Source organism: Gilliamella sp. Bif1-4 (assembly GCF_001690535.1).
Lineage (GTDB): Bacteria > Pseudomonadota > Gammaproteobacteria > Enterobacterales > Orbaceae > Gilliamella > Gilliamella bombi.
In genome coordinates this window covers 148,843-173,299 of the sequence record NZ_LZHC01000062.1, presented here as the reverse complement: position 1 = coordinate 173,299, position 24,457 = coordinate 148,843, and the positions used below count along the sequence as shown (strand labels likewise).

Annotated in this window: 24 protein-coding genes, 1 tRNA gene and 1 pseudogene; 22 read left to right on the top strand and 4 right to left on the bottom strand. The window is 35.9% G+C overall.

Annotation, left to right across the window (positions count from 1 at the left end; all coding sequences use genetic code 11):
* Window positions 1–11 precede the first annotated feature (11 nt).
* Together A9G25_RS10345 and msrB are read left to right on the top strand one after the other, a co-directional pair.
* Window positions 12–539: a cytochrome b gene (locus A9G25_RS10345; protein WP_065626851.1), complete on the top strand. Its 528-nt coding sequence runs from the start codon at window positions 12–14 to the stop codon at window positions 537–539.
* 48 nt (window positions 540–587) lie between these two features.
* Window positions 588–1,031 carry a peptide-methionine (R)-S-oxide reductase MsrB gene (gene msrB, locus A9G25_RS10340; RefSeq protein ID WP_176701123.1) on the top strand — a complete coding sequence of 148 codons (444 nt, stop codon included), beginning with the start codon at window positions 588–590 and terminating at the stop codon, window positions 1,029–1,031.
* 60 nt (window positions 1,032–1,091) lie between these two features.
* Here msrB and lptG read toward each other — a convergent pair whose 3' ends face one another.
* Entirely contained in the window at window positions 1,092–2,156 is a 1,065-nt protein-coding gene (gene lptG / locus A9G25_RS10335; protein WP_065626849.1) for an LPS export ABC transporter permease LptG, read from the bottom strand.
* 10 nt (window positions 2,157–2,166) lie between these two features.
* Window positions 2,167–3,270, bottom strand: a complete 1,104-nt coding sequence (gene lptF, locus A9G25_RS10330) for an LPS export ABC transporter permease LptF (protein ID WP_065626848.1) — start codon at window positions 3,268–3,270, stop codon at window positions 2,167–2,169.
* 137 nt (window positions 3,271–3,407) lie between these two features.
* Between lptF and A9G25_RS10325 the strand changes: the two genes are divergently transcribed.
* From A9G25_RS10325 to ruvB, 6 genes are all read left to right on the top strand, one after another.
* Entirely contained in the window at window positions 3,408–4,886 is a 1,479-nt protein-coding gene (locus tag A9G25_RS10325; protein WP_065626847.1) for a leucyl aminopeptidase, read from the top strand.
* A gap of 16 nt (window positions 4,887–4,902) precedes the next feature.
* Window positions 4,903–5,358 (top strand): DNA polymerase III subunit chi, encoded by a 456-nt coding sequence (locus tag A9G25_RS10320; RefSeq protein WP_065626846.1) that lies wholly within the window; start codon window positions 4,903–4,905, stop codon window positions 5,356–5,358.
* A 581-nt stretch (window positions 5,359–5,939) separates the two neighbouring features.
* Window positions 5,940–8,153: a DNA polymerase III subunit gamma/tau gene (gene dnaX / locus A9G25_RS10315; RefSeq protein ID WP_065626962.1), complete on the top strand. Its 2,214-nt coding sequence runs from the start codon at window positions 5,940–5,942 to the stop codon at window positions 8,151–8,153.
* Window positions 8,154–8,184: 31 nt separating this feature from the next.
* The gene (locus A9G25_RS10310) at window positions 8,185–8,523 is read left to right on the top strand and encodes a YbaB/EbfC family nucleoid-associated protein (protein ID WP_065626845.1); all 339 of its coding nucleotides are present in this window, start codon (window positions 8,185–8,187) and stop codon (window positions 8,521–8,523) included.
* Window positions 8,524–8,705: 182 nt separating this feature from the next.
* Window positions 8,706–9,314 (top strand): Holliday junction branch migration protein RuvA, encoded by a 609-nt coding sequence (gene ruvA / locus A9G25_RS10305; RefSeq protein ID WP_065626844.1) that lies wholly within the window; start codon window positions 8,706–8,708, stop codon window positions 9,312–9,314.
* Between the two features lie 13 nt (window positions 9,315–9,327).
* Window positions 9,328–10,332 carry a Holliday junction branch migration DNA helicase RuvB gene (ruvB, locus tag A9G25_RS10300; protein WP_065626843.1) on the top strand — a complete coding sequence of 335 codons (1,005 nt, stop codon included), beginning with the start codon at window positions 9,328–9,330 and terminating at the stop codon, window positions 10,330–10,332.
* Window positions 10,333–10,428: 96 nt separating this feature from the next.
* Here ruvB and cysK read toward each other — a convergent pair whose 3' ends face one another.
* Both cysK and A9G25_RS10290 read right to left on the bottom strand, forming a co-directional pair.
* Complete coding sequence (cysK, locus tag A9G25_RS10295) at window positions 10,429–11,394, bottom strand: cysteine synthase A (RefSeq protein ID WP_065626842.1); 966 nt, start codon at window positions 11,392–11,394, stop codon at window positions 10,429–10,431.
* A gap of 733 nt (window positions 11,395–12,127) precedes the next feature.
* Window positions 12,128–12,204, bottom strand: a tRNA-Val gene (locus A9G25_RS10290).
* A 282-nt stretch (window positions 12,205–12,486) separates the two neighbouring features.
* Between A9G25_RS10290 and recQ the strand changes: the two genes are divergently transcribed.
* From recQ to A9G25_RS13435, 14 genes and pseudogenes are all read left to right on the top strand, one after another.
* Entirely contained in the window at window positions 12,487–14,316 is a 1,830-nt protein-coding gene (gene recQ, locus A9G25_RS10285; protein ID WP_065626841.1) for a DNA helicase RecQ, read from the top strand.
* A gap of 193 nt (window positions 14,317–14,509) precedes the next feature.
* On the top strand, window positions 14,510–15,352 hold the full coding sequence (locus tag A9G25_RS10280) for a Rossmann-like and DUF2520 domain-containing protein (protein ID WP_065626840.1): 843 nt from the start codon (window positions 14,510–14,512) through the stop codon (window positions 15,350–15,352).
* Window positions 15,349–16,203 carry a 3-methyl-2-oxobutanoate hydroxymethyltransferase gene (gene panB, locus A9G25_RS10275; protein ID WP_065626839.1) on the top strand — a complete coding sequence of 285 codons (855 nt, stop codon included), beginning with the start codon at window positions 15,349–15,351 and terminating at the stop codon, window positions 16,201–16,203. Before A9G25_RS10280 ends, panB begins: the two co-directional genes overlap by 4 nt.
* 5 nt (window positions 16,204–16,208) lie before the next feature.
* Window positions 16,209–17,063, top strand: a complete 855-nt coding sequence (gene panC / locus A9G25_RS10270; RefSeq protein WP_065626838.1) for a pantoate--beta-alanine ligase — start codon at window positions 16,209–16,211, stop codon at window positions 17,061–17,063.
* 250 nt (window positions 17,064–17,313) lie between these two features.
* A complete protein-coding gene (locus A9G25_RS10265; protein ID WP_065626837.1) occupies window positions 17,314–20,172 on the top strand; it encodes a valine--tRNA ligase in 2,859 nt (952 codons plus the stop codon).
* A gap of 215 nt (window positions 20,173–20,387) precedes the next feature.
* Window positions 20,388–21,008 (top strand): hypothetical protein, encoded by a 621-nt coding sequence (locus A9G25_RS13110; protein WP_218057606.1) that lies wholly within the window; start codon window positions 20,388–20,390, stop codon window positions 21,006–21,008.
* A 149-nt stretch (window positions 21,009–21,157) separates the two neighbouring features.
* Complete coding sequence (locus A9G25_RS10255) at window positions 21,158–21,580, top strand: hypothetical protein (RefSeq protein WP_065626836.1); 423 nt, start codon at window positions 21,158–21,160, stop codon at window positions 21,578–21,580.
* On the top strand, window positions 21,577–21,750 hold the full coding sequence (locus tag A9G25_RS12895) for a hypothetical protein (RefSeq protein WP_176700375.1): 174 nt from the start codon (window positions 21,577–21,579) through the stop codon (window positions 21,748–21,750). Before A9G25_RS10255 ends, A9G25_RS12895 begins: the two co-directional genes overlap by 4 nt.
* A 61-nt stretch (window positions 21,751–21,811) precedes the next feature.
* Complete coding sequence (locus A9G25_RS10250; protein ID WP_065626835.1) at window positions 21,812–22,888, top strand: major capsid protein; 1,077 nt, start codon at window positions 21,812–21,814, stop codon at window positions 22,886–22,888.
* Window positions 22,889–22,891: 3 nt separating this feature from the next.
* On the top strand, window positions 22,892–23,071 hold the full coding sequence (locus A9G25_RS10245) for a hypothetical protein (RefSeq protein WP_065626834.1): 180 nt from the start codon (window positions 22,892–22,894) through the stop codon (window positions 23,069–23,071).
* Between the two features lie 2 nt (window positions 23,072–23,073).
* Entirely contained in the window at window positions 23,074–23,433 is a 360-nt protein-coding gene (locus A9G25_RS10240) for a DUF7370 family protein (RefSeq protein ID WP_065626833.1), read from the top strand.
* 15 nt (window positions 23,434–23,448) lie between these two features.
* A complete protein-coding gene (locus A9G25_RS10235) occupies window positions 23,449–23,793 on the top strand; it encodes a hypothetical protein (protein WP_065626832.1) in 345 nt (114 codons plus the stop codon).
* Between the two features lies 1 nt (window position 23,794).
* A complete protein-coding gene (locus A9G25_RS10230; RefSeq protein WP_065626831.1) occupies window positions 23,795–24,172 on the top strand; it encodes a hypothetical protein in 378 nt (125 codons plus the stop codon).
* Between the two features lie 52 nt (window positions 24,173–24,224).
* Window positions 24,225–24,428: pseudogene (locus A9G25_RS13435) on the top strand (phage tail termination protein); the annotation flags it as partial.
* Window positions 24,429–24,457: the final 29 nt, after the last annotated feature.

Below are 24,457 nucleotides of genomic sequence, written 5' to 3'. Positions count from 1 at the left end.
GCAATTGAATTATGCAAAACTATCCACAATATAGTAGTAAACAAAAATGGATTCATTGGTTAACATTGATACTGATTGTATTAACGTTTTTATTAGTGTTTTTTAAGGTGACATTGTCACATTATTTGGGTGGTATGTTTACTATTTATTTATTACATAAATCTTTTGGCTTATTGATATTTATAATAACCTTGTGGCGTTTTACAATTATTAAAGCTGAAGGTGTGCCTAATGTCTTGCCCAAAAATCAAAAACTACAACGTATTTTATCGAAGTCCATACAAGGGTTTATTTACATTTTTTTAATTATTGTGCCTCTGTCAGGGTACTTAATGAGTAGTAGGGCGCTGAATTTTTTGGGCATCATTTCTATTCCGTCTATTGATATGCCTAATATGTTTTATGATTTTTTTCATATTATGCATAAGTTCAGCTCATATTTATTAGCAATTTTACTTATTTTACATATAGCTGGCGCCTTATATCATTATTTTTGGATTAAAGATAAAGTATTGCAATCAATGTTAAGTCGTAATTAATTCTATTATTTAAAATAAATAACATAAAGGTGACTTATGAATAAAACAATGAAAGAAAAAGCACTGTCCATATTAACACCTATGCAATATCACGTAACCCAAAAAAATGGGACTGAACCACCGTTCGAAAATGAATTTAATTCCAATCATGAGGAAGGGATATATGTTGATATTGTGTCTGGCGAGCCGTTATTTACTTCGTTAGATAAATTCGATTCAGGGTGTGGCTGGCCTAGTTTTGCTAAACCGATAGAAAAGGGCAATATTGTTGAAAAAAAGGACACCAGTTTTGGTATGCGACGTATTGAAGTGCGATCTGTGGATGCTGATTCTCATCTTGGGCATGTCTTTAATGATGGCCCAAAAGAGTTAGGTGGATTACGTTATTGTATTAACTCGGCTTCCTTACGATTTATACCTAAAGAGGAACTGGAAGATGCAGGCTATGGGCAATATTTAAACCTGTTTGATAAACAATCACAGACAGCATAAACGCTACAATATAAAAATCCTATCATCTAAATCAGATGATAGGATAAAATTTTAAAAGGCCTAGTTTTTTCGTTTAAATAAAATATAACTAATCAATAAAAATACGAAACTGGTTATAAGCGAACCAATAACAGGGTAAATACCAATAACAATACTTACTTGGGCAAACAAATTATCGGCAATATAAAATAAGAAGCCAAAGCTAATGCCTATCACCACACGAATCCCCATTGATACGCTACGCAATGGACCAAAAATAAACGATAAAGCTAACAACATCATCACAGCAACTGAAATAGGTTTAATGATCTTTTTCCAAAACAGCAAATCATAATACTTAGTATCTTGCCCAGAGTTTTTTAGATATTGTGAATACTCATAAAGTCCTGAAGCCGACAACGAGTCAGGGTCAAATGCGACAATATTTAATTTATCAGGAGTAATGCTTGTTTTCCAAGGCATGGATATCGTATTTACACCCACTACTTTATTGGGCACTGTTAGATCATTTTTTTCAACTTGCGACAATGTCCAAGTATCATTTTCATACACTCCATAAGCAGCATAGGTAATGGATTGAAGCTTATTTTGGTCAACTGAATAAATATAAACATTTGAAATCGAATTATCGTTATTTATATGGCCAATAAACACATAATCATTACCATCTTTAGCCCAAAGACTGCCTTGTTCAGCCATTAACGAATTACCATAAAGCTTTTCAGAACGCATATTGCGTGCAGTTTGCTCGCTAACTGGAGCAACCCATTCACCAATCGCCATTGTAATTAGTACTAGTGGTAATGCTGTTTTCATCACCGCAAATGCAATTTTGAAACGACTAAAGCCTGATGTTTCCATTACAATTAATTCACTGCGGGATGCTAACAATCCTAAACCAATCAATGCACCCAATAACGCTGCCATCGGGAAGAATACTTCTAAATCTTTTGGAGCCATTAAAAGCGTATAAATACCGACAGAAAACGCATCATAATCAACTTTAATTTTTCGAAGCTGATCAATAAAACGGATGATACCCGACAAACTAATAAGTAAAAAAAGACTAACACCAATGGTGCTTAAAATAGTTTTACCGATATAACGATCTAAAATCGAAAACACGCTTTGCTCCTTAAGATGCCGAATATTTTAAGCGAAGTTTACGCATAAATAGGTTATTCCAACAATTCAATATTATCGCTAACACAAAATATCCTAAATTTAGTATATAAAACCACAATTCGGGATCTAACCGACCTTTACCTGCATTAGCCTTAATTGAACTGGCCGATAAAAAGTAAACTAAATAGAGCAGTAAAGCTGGTAAAACTTGTGCAAGGCGTCCTTGTCGTGGATTTGATACGCTCAGTGGAATAACCAAAAAGGCCATTAATGGTACTGAAATAATCAACGTTATACGCCAATAAAATTCCGCAACAGCTTTAGGTGTATTAGTATTAATAAGTTCTAATATCCCCAACTGCTGAACATCGACTTTATCGGCATCCTCGTTAGTATTTAACTCTTTGGGTTTAATGATACCTAAATAATTATGAAAGTTTGAAATTCTAAAATCTTTTAATTGTGCTGTGCCTTCATAACGATTAGCATTTTCAAGTGTAATAATTTGGTTACCTTCATTATCGTGGCCAGTCTTACCTTTATTGGCAATAATAATAGAAGGTCGTTGATTTGCTTTTGGATTGATTTGAGCAATAAAGACATTTTCTAAATTGTTATTATCCACATTACCAATGTAAATAACTGAATTACCATCTGTTGTTTGTTGGAATTGTCCTGCTAATAATCCAGCTAAACTAGGATTGATCTTAGCATTAGCAACTAACTGATCTTGCTTAACGTTAGACCAAGGACCAAACCAAATTGAATTCATTACGGTTAATATGCTAGTTAAAATGCATAGAAAAAATACTACTTGATAAGTTAAGTTTTTCTTAACACCGCACGCATGCATTGCCACCATTTCACTATCAGAATAAAGTCTCCCGAAAGTAACAAGCACACCAAGAAAAAGGCTCAACGGCAAAATAAGATCGGCCATATTTGATATGCCTAAAACTAGTAGCGGCATAATTAATTCACGAGGAATTGAACCATCGATTGCGCTCGACAAAATTCTAATTAATTTTTGAGAAAAGAAAATCAGCAACAAAATAAATAAAATTGCCCCTTGGGTTTTCAATGTCTCTTTCACTAAATATCGACGAATTATCACATCTTACCTTTATATGTTGGCACAAAACCGGACTATTATAATCCGATTTGTTTCGTTTTAGTTATCTTTTTGTTGCTATCCAACAATGAACCGATAGAATATAAATTATCTCTACCAATTCATAAATGAGAAGCACTATGGAATTTCAAATAAAAAACAGCGCAATCATAACTAAACAAAAAACAGAGTGTTTAGTTGTTTCAATTGATTCAGGAAAAAGCCAGTCTGATTTTGTCAAAGATATCGATAAATCAACCAATGGTTTAGCTAGTCAGCTTATCAAATCAGGTGATATAAGTTGCGAACTAGGTAAAACTACTTTGCTATATCCAAACAGCAATTTAAAACAAAAACTTTTATTTGTTGGTTGTGGCAAAGCAAAAACATTTGAACTCGTTCAAGCTAAAATTGTTATTAAAGCGGTAATAAAAGAACTACTAGCCAAAAAAATTAAAAATATCGCATGGGATCTATTAGCGTTCAATGAAGTAAGTAGTCTTGAAATTGCCAAACAACTGCCGCAAATTATTAGCGATATAACTTATCGGTTTGATGACTTTAAAACGACTAAAGATCCTGTACCAAGCCTAACTAAAGTTACATTATTAATTCATGATAAAAAAGCGTTATCAGCATTAACTGATAACTTGTTACAAGGGCAAATTATTGCTAATGCTATTATCGCAACAAAAGCAATTGCCAATATGCCGTCAAATATTTGTAACGCAAAATACTTAGCCGAACAAGGTAAACAACTAGGCAAACTGCATTCATCATTAAAAGTAACCTGCCTTGGCGAAAACGAATTAGCAAAATTAAACATGAACGCTTATTTAGCAGTAGGGCGGGGCTCGCAAAACGAATCAATCATGACCATTATTGAATACAAAGGTGCTAAAGATAAAAAAGCTCAGCCGTATGTTTTAGTTGGCAAGGGACTAACCTTTGATTCAGGAGGAATATCAATCAAACCATCTGCAGGCATGGACGAAATGAAATACGATATGTGCGGTGCGGCAACCGTTTATGGTGTTATGCAGGCTGTGGCAGAGTTAAAATTACCTATTAACGTTGTTGGAGTCATGGCGGGTTGTGAAAACATGCCTGACGGCAACAGCTACCGCCCTGGCGACATATTGACGACCATGTCAGGTACTACAGTTGAAGTGATTAACACTGATGCGGAAGGTCGCTTAGTATTATGTGATGCTTTAACATATGTTGAACGTTACAATCCAAAAACTGTTATTGATATAGCCACCTTAACCGGCGCTTGTATCGTTGCATTGGGTTATCACTATACTGGAGTAATGGGTAATAACGACAAATTAATTGCACAATTGATCTCATCATCCAACAAAGCAGGTGACAAAGCATGGGCGCTACCGATTGATAATGAATTCCAAGAACAAATCAAATCAACCTGTGCTGATATTGTTAATGCAGGTGGTCGAGATGGAGGCACCATTACTGCGGCATGCTTCTTATCACGTTTTACCGAAAAATATCAATGGGCACATCTAGATATTGCTGGCACAGCGTGGAAATCTGGAAGGCAAAAAGGTGCAACGGGTCGTCCAGTTGCCATGTTGATTCAATATCTACTAGATCAATAAATCGAGCTAAGATTTTATGAAAAAAGTGATCTTCTATTTACTTGAAAACCAAACAGAAGCCAACGAGTCTGGCGTGCTTTTTTATGAAAAACTAGCATGCAAAAAAATAGTTGAAGCATGGCACGCCAATCAGCGCGTGCAAGTTGCTTGTCAAGATCAGGCTCAAGCAGAACGAATAGACGAGTACCTATGGCAACTCGAAACCGACAATTTTGTTCCGCATAATTTGGCCGGTGAAGGCATGAAAAGGGGATCACCTGTTGAAATTAGCTGGCCACAAAAACGCAGTAGCGGCACACGTCAGCTACTTATTAATTTACAAGAACAATTTCCTGAATTTGCAGGTGTTTATCGTGATATTATCGATTTTGTGCCAGTTGATGAGCAGCTAAAGTCATTAGCAAGGGAACGGTACAAGTTGTATAAAGAGGCAGGGTTTAATCTTAAAACGATTTCAATTAATTTCGAATAATATTAGAGGAGTTTGTTTATTTCTTTACTGATTATTTTCTCTAAAAGTTAAAATAAAAATTAAATAAAATCAATGTTCTATCTGAAGGTTTTTTAATGGCGAAATCTATTCATTATCCAAAAACTTAAAATTCACGCAACCCTTTTTTTATTGATATGTGAAAATTAATAAAAAAAACAATAAATTAAAATTATCTTGTAAAAAAGGGTATTTTAAAATAGAAAACCTGTTTTCCTTTTGCAAAACAATGTTTATAGTATATCTGCTTCTAGATTAACGCCGTATAGGCGGTTTAGAAACAAAATTCGTTTAACCACACCACAAATTCTATGATTAACGCCGTATAGGCGGTTTAGAAATGCTCTTTTTAGTTGTGTTTCCTTATATGTTCCCTTTTACAATTTGTTAGGTATGTTTAGGTTAGCACTATTATTCTTCTATTTTTTAATAGCAAATTTAGGTTTTGCTCAAGCTAAATTTTGTTGATTAATATTGCATCGATTATTGACCGTATAAAGACTATTTTGCCAGTTTATGATATGATTAGGACTCAAATTCGATGGCAATGAGTTATGGTGATTATGAGTTATCAAGTTCTGGCACGCAAATGGCGACCAAAATCATTTTCTGAGGTTGTGGGGCAGCAACATGTTCTTAAAATTTTGTCCAATGCACTTTCGCTAGGACGAGTTCATCATGCTTATTTGTTTTCAGGTACTCGAGGTGTAGGTAAAACGTCAATTGCGCGTTTGTTAGCAAAAGGACTGAATTGTGAAACTGGCATTACTGCTACACCATGTGGAGTTTGTGATAATTGTCGTGATATTGAACAAGGTTGTTTTGTTGATTTACTTGAAATTGATGCTGCATCTCGTACCAAGGTCGAAGACACTCGTGAAATACTTGATAACATCCAATATTTACCAACTAAAGGGCGCTTTAAGGTTTATTTGATTGATGAAGTGCATATGTTATCGCGCAGTAGCTTTAATGCACTTCTTAAAACTCTAGAGGAGCCACCTGAGCATGTTAAGTTTTTATTGGCAACTACAGATCCGCAAAAATTACCTATAACGATTTTATCACGTTGTTTGCATTTGCATTTAAATGTATTAGATACAACATTAATTGGTCAGCAACTTGAACATATTTTGAGATTAGAGCAAATCAGCAGCGATCCGAAAGCCATTGGGTTATTAGCTAAAGCCGCTAATGGTAGTATGCGTGATGCGCTGAGCTTAACCGATCAAGCGATTGCTCTTGGTAATGGTAAGGTCGATGCAGAATCAGTGTCGGTTATGCTTGGTACACTTGATAAGTCGGTTCCTTTTGCAATTATTGAAGCATTACATAATAGTGATGGTAATGCCTTAATGCAACAAATTGAAGCAGCTGCTATACAGGGCGCTGATTGGGATAATCTGTTAGCCGAAACCATTACCTTATTGCATCAAATTGCGTTATTACAAGTAGTGCCAACTGCTTTGGGTGATTATACTGATAATGAAGAACGCATACGTTTTTTAGCACAATATATGGCACCTAACGATGTGCAGTTGTTTTATCAAATTTTGCTAATGGGTCGTAAAGAGCTTTCTTTTTCGCCTGATAAAAAAATTGGTGTCGAGATGAGTTTTTTACGCGCTTTAGCCTTTATGCCAAAGGTAGTTGATGCTGTTACACCATCAGTTATGGCTAGTTCGGCATCTGTTCAAGGCAATAAGCAGACACAAGCACAAACTCAAAAGCAAACTAAAGAACAGCCTAATGCCCAATTACAAACAGTAGCGCATACTAATGTATCAAGGCAAGCAGAAGTTAATAATCAGGTTGTAAATCAAACTAAAAAACAATCTAGAATTCAGCAACCTGATCCTATACTTGAGACAGTGAGGCAGCTTGTTAATCATACCGCACAGACTACACCACAACCAGTGGTAAGCTCGTCATTAACAAATGAGCAAAGCCAGCCTCAGGACTCAAGCGATTTAACCGTTGTGTCTTCAAAAACAGCGCCAACATCTAAAGCTAAACCAGCAACAGCGGATCTAACAATTCCAGATGATGTGTCGTCGGTGACTAAAAGCATTTTAGAAATGCGTATACAGTTGATGAAAGAGGAACAAAATCCAAAAAAGTCTGAACCGGTTGATGTAAATCAACCACAAAATTTAGTAATAAATAAATCATTAACACGAATTAAACAGAGCATCGTGCCAGTAAACGATACCAATACCGATAACAACGATAGCGGTAATAGCAAAGAAGACATTACCGCCGAAAATTATCGATGGCAAGCCAGTGGCTTAATTGCAATGAAGGAAGAGCTGGTGGTCGATACTAAGGCTTTTCGTGAGTCACTAAATGGTGATAAAACCCCTGAAATGGCCCAAAAATTGATTACCGAAATAGCGCAAAAAGATGCTTGGTGTGCCGAAATTGAGCAATTAGATTTACCGCCGTTAATTAAGCAAATTGTAGTTAACTCGGCTTTTGAACAGATAGATAGTGGGACGATTGTGTTACATTTGCGTTCAACCGTTAAGCATTTAATTAATTCGGTATCGAATGTGATCAAAATAAAAAAAGCTCTATGCAAACATCGTAACCAAGAGCTTGATGTAAATATTATTATTGATGATGTAAATTATAAAACACCAGTTGAAATGCACGAAGAGTTATACCAAGAAAAACTTGCGCAGGCGAAGATAGCCATTGCCAAAGATTCAAAAGTGGCTACAATTTGTCGATATTTTGATGCTAAGATTGATGAAGCCAGTGTTCGTCCTGTATAATGTTGGCTATACTTTTTAATGAGGAATTATTATGTTTTCAGGTGGAAAAGGTGGTTTGGGCAATTTAATGAAACAAGCCCAACAAATGCAAGCTAAAATGCAACAAGCTCAAGAAAAGATTGCTAAATTAGAAGTTACTGGTGAATCCGGTGCAGGTTTAGTTAAAGTCACTATTAATGGGACTCACAGTTGTAAGCGTGTTGAAATTGATCCATCACTTATGACTGATGATGATAAAGAGATGTTAGAAGACCTTATTGCTGCGGCTTATAATGATGCGGCTCGCCGTTTAGATGAAGCACAAAAAGAAAGAATGGCTCAAGTTACTGGTGGAATGCAATTACCACCGGGCTTTAAAATACCATTTTAAGTTAACGTATTAATTTAGTTATTTAAATTTTTTATATTGCCGACTGTGTGTATTAAGTCGGCAATGTTGTTTTTGTTATTGCCTGTCTATTTATACAGTTTTTCTTTATTATTTTTTTGTTATCGGGTAAACTACACCTTATTATTTGCTTATTTGTTATGCTTTATTATTAAGGATATATTGTGATTGGTCGTTTACGTGGTACCATTATTGAAAAGCAACCCCCTAAAGCGTTGATAGAAGTCGGTGGCGTCGGTTACGATGTGTTTTTGCCGATGACTTGTTTTTATGAATTACCCGAAAACGGACAGGAAGTCATTTTGTTAACACATTTTTCCGTGCGTGAAGATGCCCAAATCCTGTATGGTTTTAATGAAGAACAAGAGCGTGAATTATTTCGAGAGCTCATTAAAGTTAATGGAGTTGGGCCTAAGTTAGCGTTAGCCATTTTATCGGGCATGTCTGCAGCGCAATTCATTAGTGCTGTTGAACAAGGTGAAATTAAAACACTCGTCAAACTGCCGGGTGTAGGCAATAAAACTGCACAGCGGTTAATTGTTGAAATGAAAGATCGCCTTAAACGTTTTGGTGAACAAACATCAAGTGTTAGCTCGGTTGCTGATATAGATAGTGTTCAAAAGTCAGCTAACCAAATTGAAAGCGAGGCTGTTTCAGCTTTAATTGCATTAGGTTATAAACCACAAGAAGCCAGCCGTATTATTAATAAAGTAATTAATCCTGATATGGATTGCGAAACGCTGATTCGTGAAGCCTTAAAATCAGCATTGTAGATAGAGATTTATTATGATTGAAGCGGATCGTTTGATTGCACCACAAGCGCAAAAGGAAGAAGAGTCATTAGATCGTGCAATTCGTCCAAAATATTTAGACGAATACATTGGTCAACCGCAAGTTCGTGAGCAAATGAAAATATTTATTCAAGCCGCCAAACAACGCAGTGATGCACTTGATCATGTGCTTATCTTTGGTCCCCCTGGGCTTGGAAAAACTACGTTAGCTAATATTGTTGCGAACGAAATGAATGTTAATTTGCGTACTACATCAGGCCCTGTTTTAGAAAAAGCTGGCGATTTAGCCGCTATGCTGACCAATCTAGAGCCAAACGATGTGCTGTTTATTGATGAAATTCATCGGCTTTCACCTGTGGTTGAAGAAATTTTATATCCAGCTATGGAAGATTATCAATTAGATATTATGATTGGTGAAGGACCTGCAGCACGTTCAATCAAAATCGATCTTCCCCCCTTTACATTAATTGGAGCAACAACTCGTGCAGGTTCGTTAACTTCGCCATTGCGAGATCGTTTTGGTATTGTACAACGGCTTGAGTTTTATCGGGTTGAGGATTTGGAATATATTGTTAGCCGTAGCGCTAAATTTTTGGGCATGGCTCTATCAGACGAAGGCGCGCACTTAATAGCCCAACGTTCACGTGGTACTCCCCGAATTGCAAATCGACTATTGCGCCGTGTACGCGATTATGCCGATGTAAAATCAAAAGGTGTTATCGACAAGAAAATTGCTACCCAAGCACTGGATATGCTTGATGTTGATAATGAAGGCTTTGATTATATGGATCGCAAATTATTACTGACTATCATAGAAAAATTTATGGGAGGGCCTGTTGGCTTAGATAACATTGCCGCGGCAATTGGTGAAGAGCGTGAAACGATCGAAGACGTACTTGAACCTTTTTTAATTCAGCAAGGTTATATCCAAAGAACGCCACGTGGTAGAATTGCTACACCTCATGCGTATCACCATTTTGGGATTATTCAGGATAATTGAACAGTTAAAATTATGCTAGTTTATACCAACAAAAACGTGGCTATATGCTTAGCTACGCTTTTTTTTTTATTAATCAAGTTTATTCCTAATTGGAATTTAACCAAGTTCTTTTTCAGTAAACATGCCACTAAATAAGTCAGTACTTAAGTAGCGTTCACCAGAAGAAGGTAAAATAGCTACAATAGTTTTATTAGCATTTTCTGGTAATTTTGCTAATCGATCGGCAGCATAAATGGCGGCACCAGATGAAATCCCTGCTAAGATGCCTTCTTTTTCCATCAATTCGTGGGCTGTTTCGATCGCTTCTTCATTTGATACTTTTTCCACTATATCAATTAAACTTAGATCAAGATTTGCAGGAATAAAACCAGCTCCTATACCTTGAATTTTGTGAGGTCCAGGCTTAATTGGTTCACCTGCTAGTGCTTGACTAATTACTGGTGAGTTGGTTGGTTCAATGGCAACTGCAATTATATTTTTACCCTGTGTCTTTTTGATATAACGTGTTACACCAGTAAATGTGCCTCCCGTTCCTACTCCAGCAATAAAAATATCGACTTTACCATCGGTATCTTGCCAAATTTCAGGTCCCGTTGTTTTTTCGTGAATTTCTGGGTTAGCAGGATTACTAAATTGTTGTAGCATCAAATTCTTTTTAGGATCCTTTGCCACCATTTCCTCTGCTTTTTCGATTGCTCCTTTCATACCTTTAGCTGTTTCAGTTAATACTAAGTTAGCTCCTAAGGCCTTTAGTAGTTTTCTACGTTCAATACTCATGCTTTCAGGCATGGTTAACGTAAGTTTATAGCCTCGAGCAGCGGCTACAGCTGCAAGTGCAATCCCAGTATTACCACTTGTTGGTTCAATTAATTCAACATCTGTAGTTAATAAACCACGCTTTTCAGCATCCCAAATCATGTTCGAGGCAATTCGGCATTTGACGCTAAAACTTGGGTTGCGAGACTCAACTTTGACTAAAATATTACCGTTACCAAAATGTTTTAATCTGACTAATGGTGTATGCCCAATAGTTTGCGAATTATCATCAAAGATTTTACTCATAACAAAGTCCTTCTTTAGTTCCAATTAGCTCAAGAGAAACTCTCTCTAATAATTACTTAATCATATTTATTATAATAAATGCTACCTAAAAAGATGGTACTAATTAATTATTATAATGATATTCATTTGAGCTATAAGGTGATGTCTATTGAGTAGCTGGGCTATCTCTTTTTTTATTCTTTCCGGCTTGTAATAATACGAAAATCTGGTATCGTTCCTTCCTAGAAAAGTGATTATAAAGCATAGCAATCTCCAAACTGTGGTGGTGTGAAGTAACTAGTATAAATCACCTTTCTACTTTCTTCCTCCACCGAGTTTAAAATTGCACTTCATGTTTTAATCCTGATTCTAAAATTGAATTTTTTGTTAAAAAATATGTTATTATAAAACATATGATTTTAAATCAACAAGTTTTTTAGTATTTATTGGATTTTATGTAAATGTATGACGTTACCTGATATCAATTAATTTAGATTCTTATTATTTTAGCTCCTTTATACCTTTGGTTTATTTCTATTTCAATAATAGGGTTAATATTAATTATTTTTAACAAAAACACAAAATAATGAGGCAAATATAGATTACTACAGGTTAGGTAGTTTATTACTATATTTATTCTGATTAATTTTCTCATATCAGTAATAGGGGTTATGACTAGGCTTAATATAGCTGAATTCTAATTAAATAGATAATAAATTGGATTATTTGGATAATTGTAAATAGACCATAAAAATGGTACGCCCGGGTGGACTCGAACCACTGGCCCCCACCATGTCAAGGTGATGCTCTAACCAACTGAGCTACGGGCGTATATTTGAAACACGCAAATATTAACTGTCAAATCGGTTTGTATCAAGTAAAAAAATAAAAAATTAGCTGTTTTTTTAGGCTGTTGAACTAAATTCATTATAGAATAAACGTTATATGCAATAAATTTTAAAAATTGCAATAGGCTTTGTTTAATGCAACCGCTTTAAAAAACATTTTATTTTTGGGATTGAATTACCAATTTTCGAAAATTGATAGTGGTTTGCTTACTTTAATTTAGCTATACTCGCTAGCCCAAGTTGGGTTTTATATGTTTAGGTTAGTATGTCAATAAAAGATCATATTGAAGATGTTTTACAAAATGTTTTTGGTTACAAGTCATTTCGAAATCAACAAAAAGAAATTATTGAATCTATTATCGATGGACGTGATACTTTAGCCATTATTCCAACTGGTGGAGGGAAATCTTTATGTTATCAGATTCCTGCGGTTTTATTACCGGGAACCGCAATAGTTGTTTCACCGTTAATTTCTTTGATGAAAGATCAGGTTGATCAGTTATTAGCTAATGGTATTGCTGCTGCCTATCTTAATGCCTCACAATCATCTACAGAACAACAAAAAGTTATCAAACAATATTTGGATCATTCGATAAAACTGTTATATATTTCTCCTGAAAGATTGGCAGTATACTCTTTTTCTTCATTAATTGATGAATATCCTCCTTCATTAATAGCTATTGATGAGGCGCATTGTATATCTCAATGGGGGCATGATTTTAGGCCTGATTACCGGCAATTAGGACAACTTTCTACTCGCTTTCCTAAAGTACCAATTGTTGCACTGACCGCTACTGCCGATAAGATGACGCAAACTGATATTATGCATCAACTTAATCTGGTTGCTCCGTTGGTTGTAGTGAGAAGTTTTGATCGGCCGAATATTCGTTATACAGTTGTCGAAAAATTTAATCAATTTGAGCAAATTATTTCGTTTATTGAGACGCAAAAAGGCAATAGCGGAATTATTTATTGTTCAAGTCGTTCTAGAGTGGAATATATGACCACTAGACTTGCATCTCGTGGTTTTTCTGTTAAGTCTTATCATGCTGGATTGACTAATCATGAACGCCAACAGGCCCAGGAAGATTTTATAAAAGATAATGTGCAAATTATTGTAGCGACCGTTGCATTTGGTATGGGAATTAACAAACCTAATGTGCGCTTTGTTGTTCATGCGGACTGTCCAAGAACGATTGAATCTTATTATCAAGAAACAGGACGAGCAGGTCGTGACGGTGTGCCAGCTGAAGCTATACTACTATTTAATAGTAAAGATCTTAATTGGTATCAGCAACAAGTTATAGAAAAGAGGAATGGTCAACATCAAGATATAGAATTGCAAAAGATCAATGCGATGGAGGCTTTTGCACAAAGTTTGACTTGTCGGCGTACGGTATTGCTTAATTATTTTGGTGAAGAGAGGACCGAACCATGTAATAACTGCGATGTTTGTTTATATCCTCCAGAGCTTTATGACGGTTTAATTGATGCACAAAAGGTTTTATCTTGTGTTTATCGTGTAGAACAGCATTATGGCGCTCAATATATTATTGATGTGTTACGTGGTTCCGGGCGATCTCAAATTAAAGAAAATGGCCATGATAAGTTATCAGTTTATGGCATCGGTAAGCAGCATTCATCAGATTATTGGCTTAGTGTTATTCGACAGCTAATTTATTTGGGGTATTTAAGTCAAAACATATCAACCTATACAACCCTTCAATTAACGCAAAAAGCGCGTTTAATACTTAGAAGTGAAATACCATTGTCATTGGCCAAACCTCGTTTAGAAATTGTCAAAAAAAGCCGTATAAATCGATATGCAAGAGCAATTAATTTAACAACTATTTTATCATACGAAGAACGGATTTTATTTAACAATCTTAAACGATTACGCAAAAACATTGCTGATGCAGAAGATATTCCTCCATATATTGTTTTTAGTGATGCAACTTTGCTTGAGATGGTTCAAACTAAACCTGAAAGTAAAAAGCAGTTAATTAACATTACAGGCGTAGGGAAAATTAAGTTAGAAAAATATGGTAATTTGTTTTTAGATGAAATAAATGAATTCATGGTAAAAATATTATAATATTTTGATAATTATAATAAATCAATAAAAATGGAAATTGTTATGTTAACAATGCGTAATGTATCACAAATACTTGGAAATATTTAAATAAAAACTAATCTTAAAAAAATCCAACCATTAATTTGACTTGATTAGTGGTTGGTTTTTGTTTTTTTAGCTATAATTAGTCAATTATAAAAAATGTATAATCATTATGATGATTGGTTTTATTGGTGCTGGTAAAGTTGGGTGCACTTTAGCTAAGTATTTTTCTTTGTGTGGTATGCAGGTCGCTGGGTTTTATAGTCGATCTTACGAGCAAGCCCAAGTCGCAAGTAAATTTACTCAAAGTCAGGCATATTCAACGTTAAACGAGCTGGTGAAAGATTGTGATTGTCTGTTTTTGACAGTGCCAGATCATCAAATAGCCGTTGTTTGGCAATCACTTTGTCAGTTACCTATTAGTAATAAATGGATTGGTCATTGTAGCGGATTATTAACATCAAACGTATTTATATCTCATCAAGCGGTTCATCCTTTCGCATTTTCTTTGCATCCTTTATATGCAATATATGATCGGTTTGATTGTTATCATGCTATGTCAAAAGTGTTTTTTACGCTTGAGGTAAATGAACGAGTTATTTCTCAATTACAACAATTTCTAAAACCATTGAAAAACCCTATAGCGATACTATCGGCTGATAAAAAGCCTCTTTATCATGCTGCTTGTGTAATGCTTAGCAATCAGGTTATCGCATTAGCTCAAATAGGAGGTGACTTGTTCACAAAATGTGAGCTTGATACTGAATTTAGTCAGCAAGCTTGGCATAGATTATTTTTAGATAATGCAAAAAATATTTGCAAAGAGGGGACAATTGCCGCTTTAACAGGTCCGATTGAGCGTGCTGATGTTGAAACAATAAAAGAGCATTTAGCTGTCATACCAACTGATGTTAAACCGTTGTATAAGCAATTATCCTCAATTTTAGTTAATCTTAGTCGTAAAAAACATCCAAATAAGGACTATCGACAATTAGAATTGGAGTTGTTACCTTGAAAAATACTATCCTTACACTACAAAAACGTAAACAAAATAAACAAAAAATTACTATGTTAACGGCATATGATTATACAACTGCCAAATTGATGGACGAAAGTGGCGTAGATTGTTTGTTGGTTGGCGATTCTTTAGGCATGGTAATGCTAGGCTACGATAGTACTGTATCGGTAACCATGGAAGATATGATTCACTATTCTAAAGCCGTTGCAAGAGCAGCTAAAACGGCTTTTGTTGTCACAGATTTACCTTTTATGTCTTACCACACCTCGGTATATGATGCTGTTTTAAATGCTGGACGTTTAGTTAAAGAAGGGCAAGCTCAAGCCGTTAAACTTGAAGGGGGGCAAGCTTTTTGTGAACATATTAAAATGATTACACAAGCTTCTATTCCTGTTATTGCACACATTGGATTAATGCCTCAATCAGTGCTTGCTTTAGGTGGCTATAAAGTTCAAGGCAAAGAATATCAACATGCTAAAAATATTATTCTTGATGCATTAGCTGTTGAGCAAGCGGGGGCGGTTGCAATATTACTTGAATGTGTTCCTGCCGATTTAGCTAAATATATTTCTGAATTAGTTAGTATTCCAACTATTGGTATTGGTGCAGGGGCTGGTTGTGATGGGCAGGTGCTTGTTTATCAAGATATGCTGTCTATGTATGATGGTATTTCATCAAAATTTGTTAAATCTTTTGCACCAATTGGTGATCAAATGAAAAAAGCGTTTTCTGAGTATTGTGAAGAAGTGAAGGAACAGCAATTTCCTGCTTCAGAGCATGAGTTTGCAATTGATAACGAAATAATAGTAAAACTTAAATCTGAGTTTTCAATAGGGCATAAAGGGTAACTAAAATGAAGGTTGTAACAACTATTGAACAAGTGCGTCAGCAAGTCAAAGCTTGGCGTCAAGCTGGTTGCAGTGTTGGACTTGTGCCAACTATGGGCTATTTACATGAAGGCCACCAAAGTTTAATGGCAGCTGCTAAAAAAGATAATCAAAAAGTTATTGTTACTATTTTTGTTAATCCGATACAGTTTGGTCCTTCAGAAGACCTTGCTAGCTATCCTCAAGATCTTGAGCGAGATAAAATCGCCTGCGAGCAGATGGGAGTCGATCTTATTTTTTGCCCATCAGCGAGTGAAATGTATGATGCTAACTTCAATAGCTATGTTGATGTTAATGATTTAACCGATGCGCTTTGTGGCAAAAGAAGACCTGGTCATTTTAAAGGTGTGTGTACGGTAGTAACTAAATTATTTAATATCACACAACCTGACCGTGCTTATTTTGGACAAAAAGATGCTCAACAACTTGCGGTGATTAAACGTATGGTTGATGATTTAAACTTTAATGTTGATATTATAGGCTGTCCAATTGTACGTGAAGCGGATGGTTTAGCCAAAAGCTCTCGCAATAGCTATTTATCAGACGTTGAACGTGCAGCTGCAGTTTGTTTATATCTGGCTATTGAATTTGCTAAAGACCAAATTAAGCAAGGCGAAAAGTCAGTGGCTACAATAACCCAAGCTATGCATAACGTAATAGCAAAACAATCGCTAGCTAAAATTGACTATATTGAGTTTGTTGATTTAACTACCTTAAAAGCAGTTGACTCTCTTGAGCAAGACAGCTTATGTGCATTAGCCGTGTATATAGGTAAAACTCGATTGATTGATAATTTTATTTATCAATATAGTGGTAGATAAAAGCTATTTTTTCCTACTGAGACTATTAAAATAATTATTGTTTTAACCATATAATTTGGCTTTTTTAATTCACCGTTTTAACTTTAAAACGGTGAATTTTGAACTCATCACTATCAATATTTACATAAGATCGTCAAAGATAAATTAAATCCACTTAGATTATCGTTCTGCTAATTTATTGTTTTTCTATTTTACTGTAGAATAAACGCTATTTTCTATTATGCCCTAGATCAGGATTGATGCTTTAATTATGAAAAACACAACTTATAATCCACACGAAATTGAACAACCCATTTATCAACATTGGGAAGAAAGCGGATACTTTAAGCCTAATGGTGACAAATCACAGCCAAGTTATTGTATTGCTATTCCACCGCCAAATGTAACGGGTAGTTTACATATGGGGCATGCTTTCCAACAAACAATTATGGATGCCTTAATTCGTTATCATCGTATGCAAGGGCATAATACCCTTTGGCAATCAGGAACCGATCATGCTGGTATTGCAACGCAAATGGTAGTAGAGCGTAAAATTGCTGCTGAAGAAAACAAAACTCGCCATGATTATGGTCGTGATGCTTTTATTGACAAAATTTGGCAATGGAAAGCTGAATCTGGCGGTAGCATTACAAAACAGATGCGTCGTTTAGGGGATTCGGTCGATTGGGATCGTGAACGATTCACGATGGATGAAGGTTTATCAAATGCAGTAAAAGAAGTTTTTGTTCGACTATATCAAGAAAAACTTATCTATCGAGGCAAGCGTTTAGTTAATTGGGACCCTAAATTACGCACAGCGATTTCAGATCTTGAGGTTGAAAACCGAGAAATTAAAGGTTCAATGTGGCATTTGCGTTATCCATTAGCAGATGGTCTCAGAACAGCCGATGGTAAAGATTATTTAGTTGTTGCAACTACTCGCCCAGAAACCTTATTTGGTGATACAGGGGTTGCGGTTAATCCTGAAGATCCTCGCTATAAAGATTTGATTGGCCAATATGTGATATTACCATTTGTTAATCGCCGTATTCCTATTGTTGGTGATGAACATGCTGATATGACAAAAGGTACTGGGTGCGTAAAAATTACGCCAGCTCATGATTTTAATGACTATGAGGTAGGGCGACGTCATCAATTACCGATGATCAATATCTTAACCTTTGATGGTGATATTCGTCAGCAAGCTGAAGTGTTTGATACTAATGGCGAACCAAGTGATGCTTACGAACCTACTATTCCTGCTCAATTCCAAAATCTAGAGCGTTTTGCTGCCCGTAAAGCGGTTATGGCAGAATGTGAATCACTAGGTATTTTAGAAAAAATTGAACCTCATGATTTAACTGTTCCTTATGGTGATCGTGGTGGCGTTGTTATTGAACCTATGCTAACTGATCAATGGTATGTGCGTGCAAAAGTGCTTGCCGAGCCTGCGATCGATGCTGTAAAAAATGGCGATATCCAATTTGTACCAAAACAGTATGAAAACATGTATTTTTCTTGGATGAATGATATCCAAGATTGGTGTATTTCGCGTCAATTATGGTGGGGACACCGTATTCCTGCTTGGTATGATAAACAAGGTAATGTTTATGTTGGTCGAGATGAAGCCGAGGTTCGCCGTGAAAATAAGCTTGCTGATGATATAGAACTGAAACAAGACGACGACGTGCTTGATACTTGGTTCTCATCAGCGCTTTGGACGTTTTCAACGCTAGGTTGGCCAAATAATACTGATGATTTAGCCACATTCCACCCAACGAATGTGCTTGTAACTGGTTTTGACATCATTTTCTTCTGGGTTGCCAGAATGATCATGATGACCATGCACTTTATTAAAGATGAGCAAGGTAAACCACAAGTTCCTTTTAAAACCGTGTATGTTACAGGCTTAATTCGTGATGAAGAAGGGCAAAAAATGTCAAAATCTAAAGGAAACGTAATTGATCCTTTAGATATGATTGACGGCATCTCACTACCCGGACTATTAGAAAAACGCACGGGTAATATGATGCAACCTCAATTAGCTGAAAAAATCGCTAAACGAACTCAAAAGCAATTTCCTAATGGCATTGAGGCTCATGGTACTGATGCATTACGCTTTACGTTAGCTGCCTTAGCATCGACAGGGCGAGATATCAATTGGGATCTAAAACGATTAGAAGGTTATCGAAACTTCTGTAACAAACTTTGGAATGCTAGCCGTTATGTATTAATCAATTCAGAAGGGCACGATTGCGGATTCAATGGTGGAGATTTAGATTATTCACTTGCTGATAAATGGATTTTAGCTGAATTTAACCAAACCGTTAAATCTTACCGTGAAGCATTTGATACCTACCGATTTGATTTAGCTGCAAATATTTTATATGAATTTACTTGGAACCAATTTTGTGACTGGTATTTAGAGTTAACCAAATCGATTTTAACCAATGGCGAACAATCACAGCAACGTGCAGCTCGTCATACGTTAGTGACAGTATTAGAGGCTCTATTATGTCTAGCTCATCCAATTATTCCATTTATTACGGAAGAAATTTGGCAAAATGTAAAAGGGATAATGCACATAACGGCTGACACTATTATGTTACAGCCAATGCCTACTTTTGATAAACAATATGTAAATGACGAAGCGGTAGCAGATATTAATTGGATAAAAGATGTGGTAATTGCAGTGCGAAATATTCGTGCAGAAATGAATATTACACCAAGCAAGCCATTACAATTACTAATTAGAAAGGCCTCACCAACGGTACATCGAATTATTAGTGACAATATCAACTTTATTGAATCACTAGCAAGATTATCCGAAATTGTTTTACTTGATGAGGGTGAAACTGGACCACTATCTGTCACTAAACTGGTGGATGGTGCTGAATTGCTTATCCCGATGGCTGGATTAATTAATAAAGAAAATGAACTTGCGCGTTTAGAAAAAGAAATAGAACGAATTAATGGCGAAATTTCTCGTATTAAAAATAAATTATCTAATGCTAGCTTTGTTGATAAAGCACCAGCAGCAGTAGTAGCGAAAGAAAAGGAAAAGCAACAATGTTATATTGACGATAAAGCCAAACTGCAAGAGCAATATACCGCAATAAAAAACCTTTAATTTTTTAAATTAAAAACCTCTCATTTGAGAGGTTTCAGATTTAGGAATCGAAGTAACAAGTAAAAACGCACTTAAGGATATTCAAATAGCAAAAGAAGTGGCTATTCGAGAAGCTGGTGGTGTTTTTGTGCGTCATCCCAAAACCAAAGCGTTGATAAAACTTTCTGATAATATATCTAAAATAATACGTTTAGAATAGAAGGAGTTGTAAAGATATGAACATAAAAAGATTTAGTTATTCAGCACTTTTAGAAAAAAGTGAAGATTTAACTTATCGTAACCAAGTAACTGATATGGCAACAGTATTAATGACCTTTTTTAAAGAGAATCATTTAATTACAGTCGACCCCTTTAACGAAGATGGTAGCCTAAAGAAAGATAATTTCGCTTTGTATAATTCTGATTTTACGGAGTTCGGTAGGCTTTTATTTGAACAGTATGTTCCAAAATGGTCTGCCTATATAGATAATGGTGGCGATGTCCATAATACAGAAATATTGAAATATGGTTTAAATATATTGAATGTAAGAAGATTTAGTTATTCAGACCTTTTAAAAGCCAATAAAACTTTAAGTTATCGTAAGCAAGTAACTGATCTAGCAACAGTATTAATGACCTTTTTTAAAGAGAATAATTTAATTACAGTCGACCCCTTTAAGGAAGATGGTAGCCTAAAGGAAGATGATTTCGCTTTGTATAATTCTGATTTTACTAAGGTCGGTAGGCTTTTATTTGATCAGTATTTTCCTAAATGGTCTGCCTATCTAGATCGTGGAGGGGATGTTCACAATACAAAGATATTGGAAAAAGGTTTAAAGGCATTAACAAATAGGTAAATAAGACACCGAATTTTGCTACATTTGGCTGATACCCACAGTTCTTGCTAATCCAAATTTTAACCATCAGAGTAACCACGCCTCACCGCTGATAGATAAATGCTTTGATTACGACCACGCCAACAACTTAATCCAGCAGGTCAACGGCTATGATTACATCAGACAGCGTTGACAAAAAGGCTTTGCTAGAATCTGATTTACATAGCAAAACGAAAGGGTATAAGCGAAGTTCTATGCTGATAGCCATCAAAGGTAAGAATGAGCAATTAGCTAAAATAATTCACGAAATGGATTATATGCCGTGGAGTGCGGTATCCACGCCAAGAGGCATTTATGCCCACGAAATGGGACATGCATTGCATTATCATTATCGAGAGGAAATTGATGATATCATCTGGAAAGCGTGGGATCGTGGTTGGGCGCACGCAATTAGCAGGTACGCTCAACGTAATAAAATGGAGTTTGTAGCTGAGTCATTTTCGTTGTATATTGAAAATCCAGTTGAAGCAAAAAAACGTTTATATCCAGAATTATTTAAATTTTTTGAATCATTAGACAAAGGTGTGAAATGAAAAAATTTAAATCATTAATAGAGCAAGCTTCTCGATTGGTTAACACATCACCGCTTCCAGATGATGCAGAAGAACAATTGGAGAAAATAATTGAGCAGACAGATAATGAAACTGAAAAATTTATGCTGGCCAGTTTTGCTGAATCTCTTTTTGTGAAAAGACATTCATAACCCAATCACCCAAACCGCTTCGGCGGTTTTTTTTACATCTAAAATAAACACGAGGTAAAGCATGACACTTAAAAGTGTAAATGTTTTATCTGTCGTTAATAGTAAATCCAAAATATCAACGCAAATCATTGACGGGAAAGAGCACATTGTTATCAATGATGTGGTCCCTATCGTGGATGATATTGTCATGAACGGAATTTTCTATCCGGCAGATGAAATTAACAAATCGTACATGACATTGAATGATAATTTAATGCCGTTAGACCACCCACGAATAAATAACGAGAATGTTTCGGCGTTAAATCCGCAGGCTATTAATAACTTCTATATTGGTGCTTGGGGCAGAAATGTTCGCAAATCTAACGATAAGGTGTTAATGGATGCCTATATCGATAGAAAATTTGCTGAAAGTACCGAAAAGGGGCGAATGCTTGTGAATCGGCTTGATGACATGATGAGTGGGAAAAACACCACACCAATTCATGTATCAACAGGGCTAACCTACACACCTGATAATCAATCAGGCACATCAAAAGGCAAACGGTACAAGTCAATAGCTCGAAACATGAAGTTTGATCATGTCGCAATACTACCAGACAAACAAGGTGCGGCCACGCCAAAAGTACAAAACTTTGAGGGTAAAGGCATTACTAATCATCCGCACACCAATCAAGTGGATTTAAGTGCGTCTGGTTTGAATATTGACTTAACATCAACAGCCACAAGTAACGACGATATTATTAATTTCTTCACAAAAGACTTTGTTGTCATTCTTGATGCTAATTTAGTGTCAGAACAATTAAAAGTCTTTATCTCTCCTGAAATTGAGCGCCGTTTAAATCTTCCTTACTCTAATTCAAATGGATTTAAAGAGGGGACAGTAAAAGACTATATTTTACGTTACTCAGCGCACATTGGTTCATTCACTAAAACATTTGAGTTAAAAGGCAACCACTTCATTGGTTACGTTCGTAATGCTCAGTACATTAAAACCCGTATTGCTGCGCCGATTGGCTCGTTCATGAAGCAACGAATCAACCCACATGACAACTATCAAACACTGGTTTGGTCAGCGTTTGGCTTGCAAATCAAGCGTGACTTTAATGGTAAAAGCAAAGTCTTTAACGCTAGGGGGTAGTTGATGAAATTACGGGTAACTAAACGCGGCTGTTTCGGCCGCATTGATGGTGCGGTAACTGAACTACCTATTGGACATGAGTTCCACGCTACAGACATTCCTACTGCTTTTATTGGGCGTGTAATTGTGTTAGAGCAGCAATCTGTTGAAGTTGAAGCAGACAAAAAGAAAAAGGGTAAATAATCATGTCGGTACAGGTAACCGCAGAAGACGTTAATCAAATGTTATCAGAGCTTGGTTGTTCTGTACCGAGCATTGTTATTAACGCAATCCTTAATAAGGTGAATTCAATCAGTGATTGCTTGGTTGCTCATAATTATTCAGAAGCCGACCAGCTTTTGATACTGATTTACTCAGCTTGTTTACTGGCTCAAATGCAAGGAGCAAGAAAAATCGCATCACAATCAGCACCAAGCGGTGCGTCAAGGTCATTTAAATATGATGACGTGGGTTTTAAATCCATGTACTCATTGCTAAAAAATCTTGATGTCCACGGCTGTACTGATTGTCTGGGCATTTCATGCTCAAAAAAAACATTTTTTTAGTTGTTGGAGGTAGGGATGAGTAATACAGCGAATTGGGCGTATACCGCTAAGGCAACGCTTTGGCGTGTTTATGGTGAGAATGAATATGGTAAAAAAATATTTCATCCTCCAGAGTTAATTTATTGTGATTACGGTTTTGATTCAGCGTTAAAACTTGGGGATATCGGTAGTGGATTTGTTATCAAAAACACGTTTTGGACTGAATATTCACAAGCCAATCAGGGGGATTTTATTCTAGTTGGCGAGTCGTTAGAGGTAGACCCAATAAAAGCTGGAGCAGACGAAATCAAGCATATTATTCGATATGCGGATACATTTGAACGAATAGCTGATGATTATGCGCTTATAACAGGAGTTTAGGATGGCGGTTAAGGTCAAAGTAACAGGCATCAATGAGTGTATTAACCAATTAAATAAAATTGTTGGTGACGTTCAAAGCCGCAGAGCGGTAAGAGCTATTCATTCGGTATTAATAATTGGTGGAGGACGAGCAGCAACCTACACGCCAGTCGGTGATACCTCTAATTTAATCAATAGTCAATATCGTGAAGTGGTTTTTAACGGTAGTCATTTGATTGGTCGAGTTGGTTATACGGCTAATTATGCAGCATATGTTCATGACCCTAATCGCCCGATGAAGTTCAGATTAGCCAGAGCTAAAAAAGAGTTCTTGTATAAAGGTTTTGAAGATGAGAGAGAAACAATTGACATGGTGATGAGAAAAGAGTTGCATATATGAAAATGTATATTCGAGTGGCTGATTACCTCCAAAATGCAAGGTTAACTGAGGGATTTACTGTTCAATATTTAAGTGGCGAGATACAAAAAATAAAAGCAGTAAATTCATTGTATTTCGCCCTAATGGTGGTTCAATACTGAAAGCTTATTTAGGTAATGAGTATTACACGTTAGTCGATGTTATTGGTGTAGTTAATGATATTGAATCAATTGATAATCACGTCTCAGTAATAGCTGATTACATCAAAAACAATCCTTACACTGATATACAGGGCTTGTACAAATT

Bases quoted from the DNA above. Each gene is read 5' to 3' on its own strand.
- msrB (WP_176701123.1), top strand. From the start codon at position 588: ATGAAAGAAAAAGCACTGTCCATATTAACACCTATGCAATATCACGTA.
- dnaX (WP_065626962.1), top strand. From the start codon at position 5,940: ATGAGTTATCAAGTTCTGGCACGCAAATGGCGACCAAAATCATTTTCT.
- A9G25_RS10310 (WP_065626845.1), top strand. From the start codon at position 8,185: ATGTTTTCAGGTGGAAAAGGTGGTTTGGGCAATTTAATGAAACAAGCC.
- A9G25_RS10240 (WP_065626833.1), top strand. From the start codon at position 23,074: ATGTCGGTACAGGTAACCGCAGAAGACGTTAATCAAATGTTATCAGAG.
- cysK (WP_065626842.1), bottom strand. From the start codon at position 11,394: ATGAGTAAAATCTTTGATGATAATTCGCAAACTATTGGGCATACACCA.
- A9G25_RS13110 (WP_218057606.1), top strand. From the start codon at position 20,388: ATGAACATAAAAAGATTTAGTTATTCAGCACTTTTAGAAAAAAGTGAA.
- recQ (WP_065626841.1), top strand. From the start codon at position 12,487: ATGTCAATAAAAGATCATATTGAAGATGTTTTACAAAATGTTTTTGGT.
- A9G25_RS10265 (WP_065626837.1), top strand. From the start codon at position 17,314: ATGAAAAACACAACTTATAATCCACACGAAATTGAACAACCCATTTAT.
- A9G25_RS10320 (WP_065626846.1), top strand. From the start codon at position 4,903: ATGAAAAAAGTGATCTTCTATTTACTTGAAAACCAAACAGAAGCCAAC.
- A9G25_RS10245 (WP_065626834.1), top strand. From the start codon at position 22,892: ATGAAATTACGGGTAACTAAACGCGGCTGTTTCGGCCGCATTGATGGT.
- A9G25_RS10345 (WP_065626851.1), top strand. From the start codon at position 12: ATGCAAAACTATCCACAATATAGTAGTAAACAAAAATGGATTCATTGG.
- A9G25_RS10280 (WP_065626840.1), top strand. From the start codon at position 14,510: ATGATGATTGGTTTTATTGGTGCTGGTAAAGTTGGGTGCACTTTAGCT.
- A9G25_RS10255 (WP_065626836.1), top strand. From the start codon at position 21,158: ATGATTACATCAGACAGCGTTGACAAAAAGGCTTTGCTAGAATCTGAT.
- A9G25_RS10250 (WP_065626835.1), top strand. From the start codon at position 21,812: ATGACACTTAAAAGTGTAAATGTTTTATCTGTCGTTAATAGTAAATCC.
- ruvB (WP_065626843.1), top strand. From the start codon at position 9,328: ATGATTGAAGCGGATCGTTTGATTGCACCACAAGCGCAAAAGGAAGAA.
- A9G25_RS12895 (WP_176700375.1), top strand. From the start codon at position 21,577: ATGAAAAAATTTAAATCATTAATAGAGCAAGCTTCTCGATTGGTTAAC.
- A9G25_RS10325 (WP_065626847.1), top strand. From the start codon at position 3,408: ATGGAATTTCAAATAAAAAACAGCGCAATCATAACTAAACAAAAAACA.
- A9G25_RS10230 (WP_065626831.1), top strand. From the start codon at position 23,795: ATGGCGGTTAAGGTCAAAGTAACAGGCATCAATGAGTGTATTAACCAA.
- panC (WP_065626838.1), top strand. From the start codon at position 16,209: ATGAAGGTTGTAACAACTATTGAACAAGTGCGTCAGCAAGTCAAAGCT.
- A9G25_RS10235 (WP_065626832.1), top strand. From the start codon at position 23,449: ATGAGTAATACAGCGAATTGGGCGTATACCGCTAAGGCAACGCTTTGG.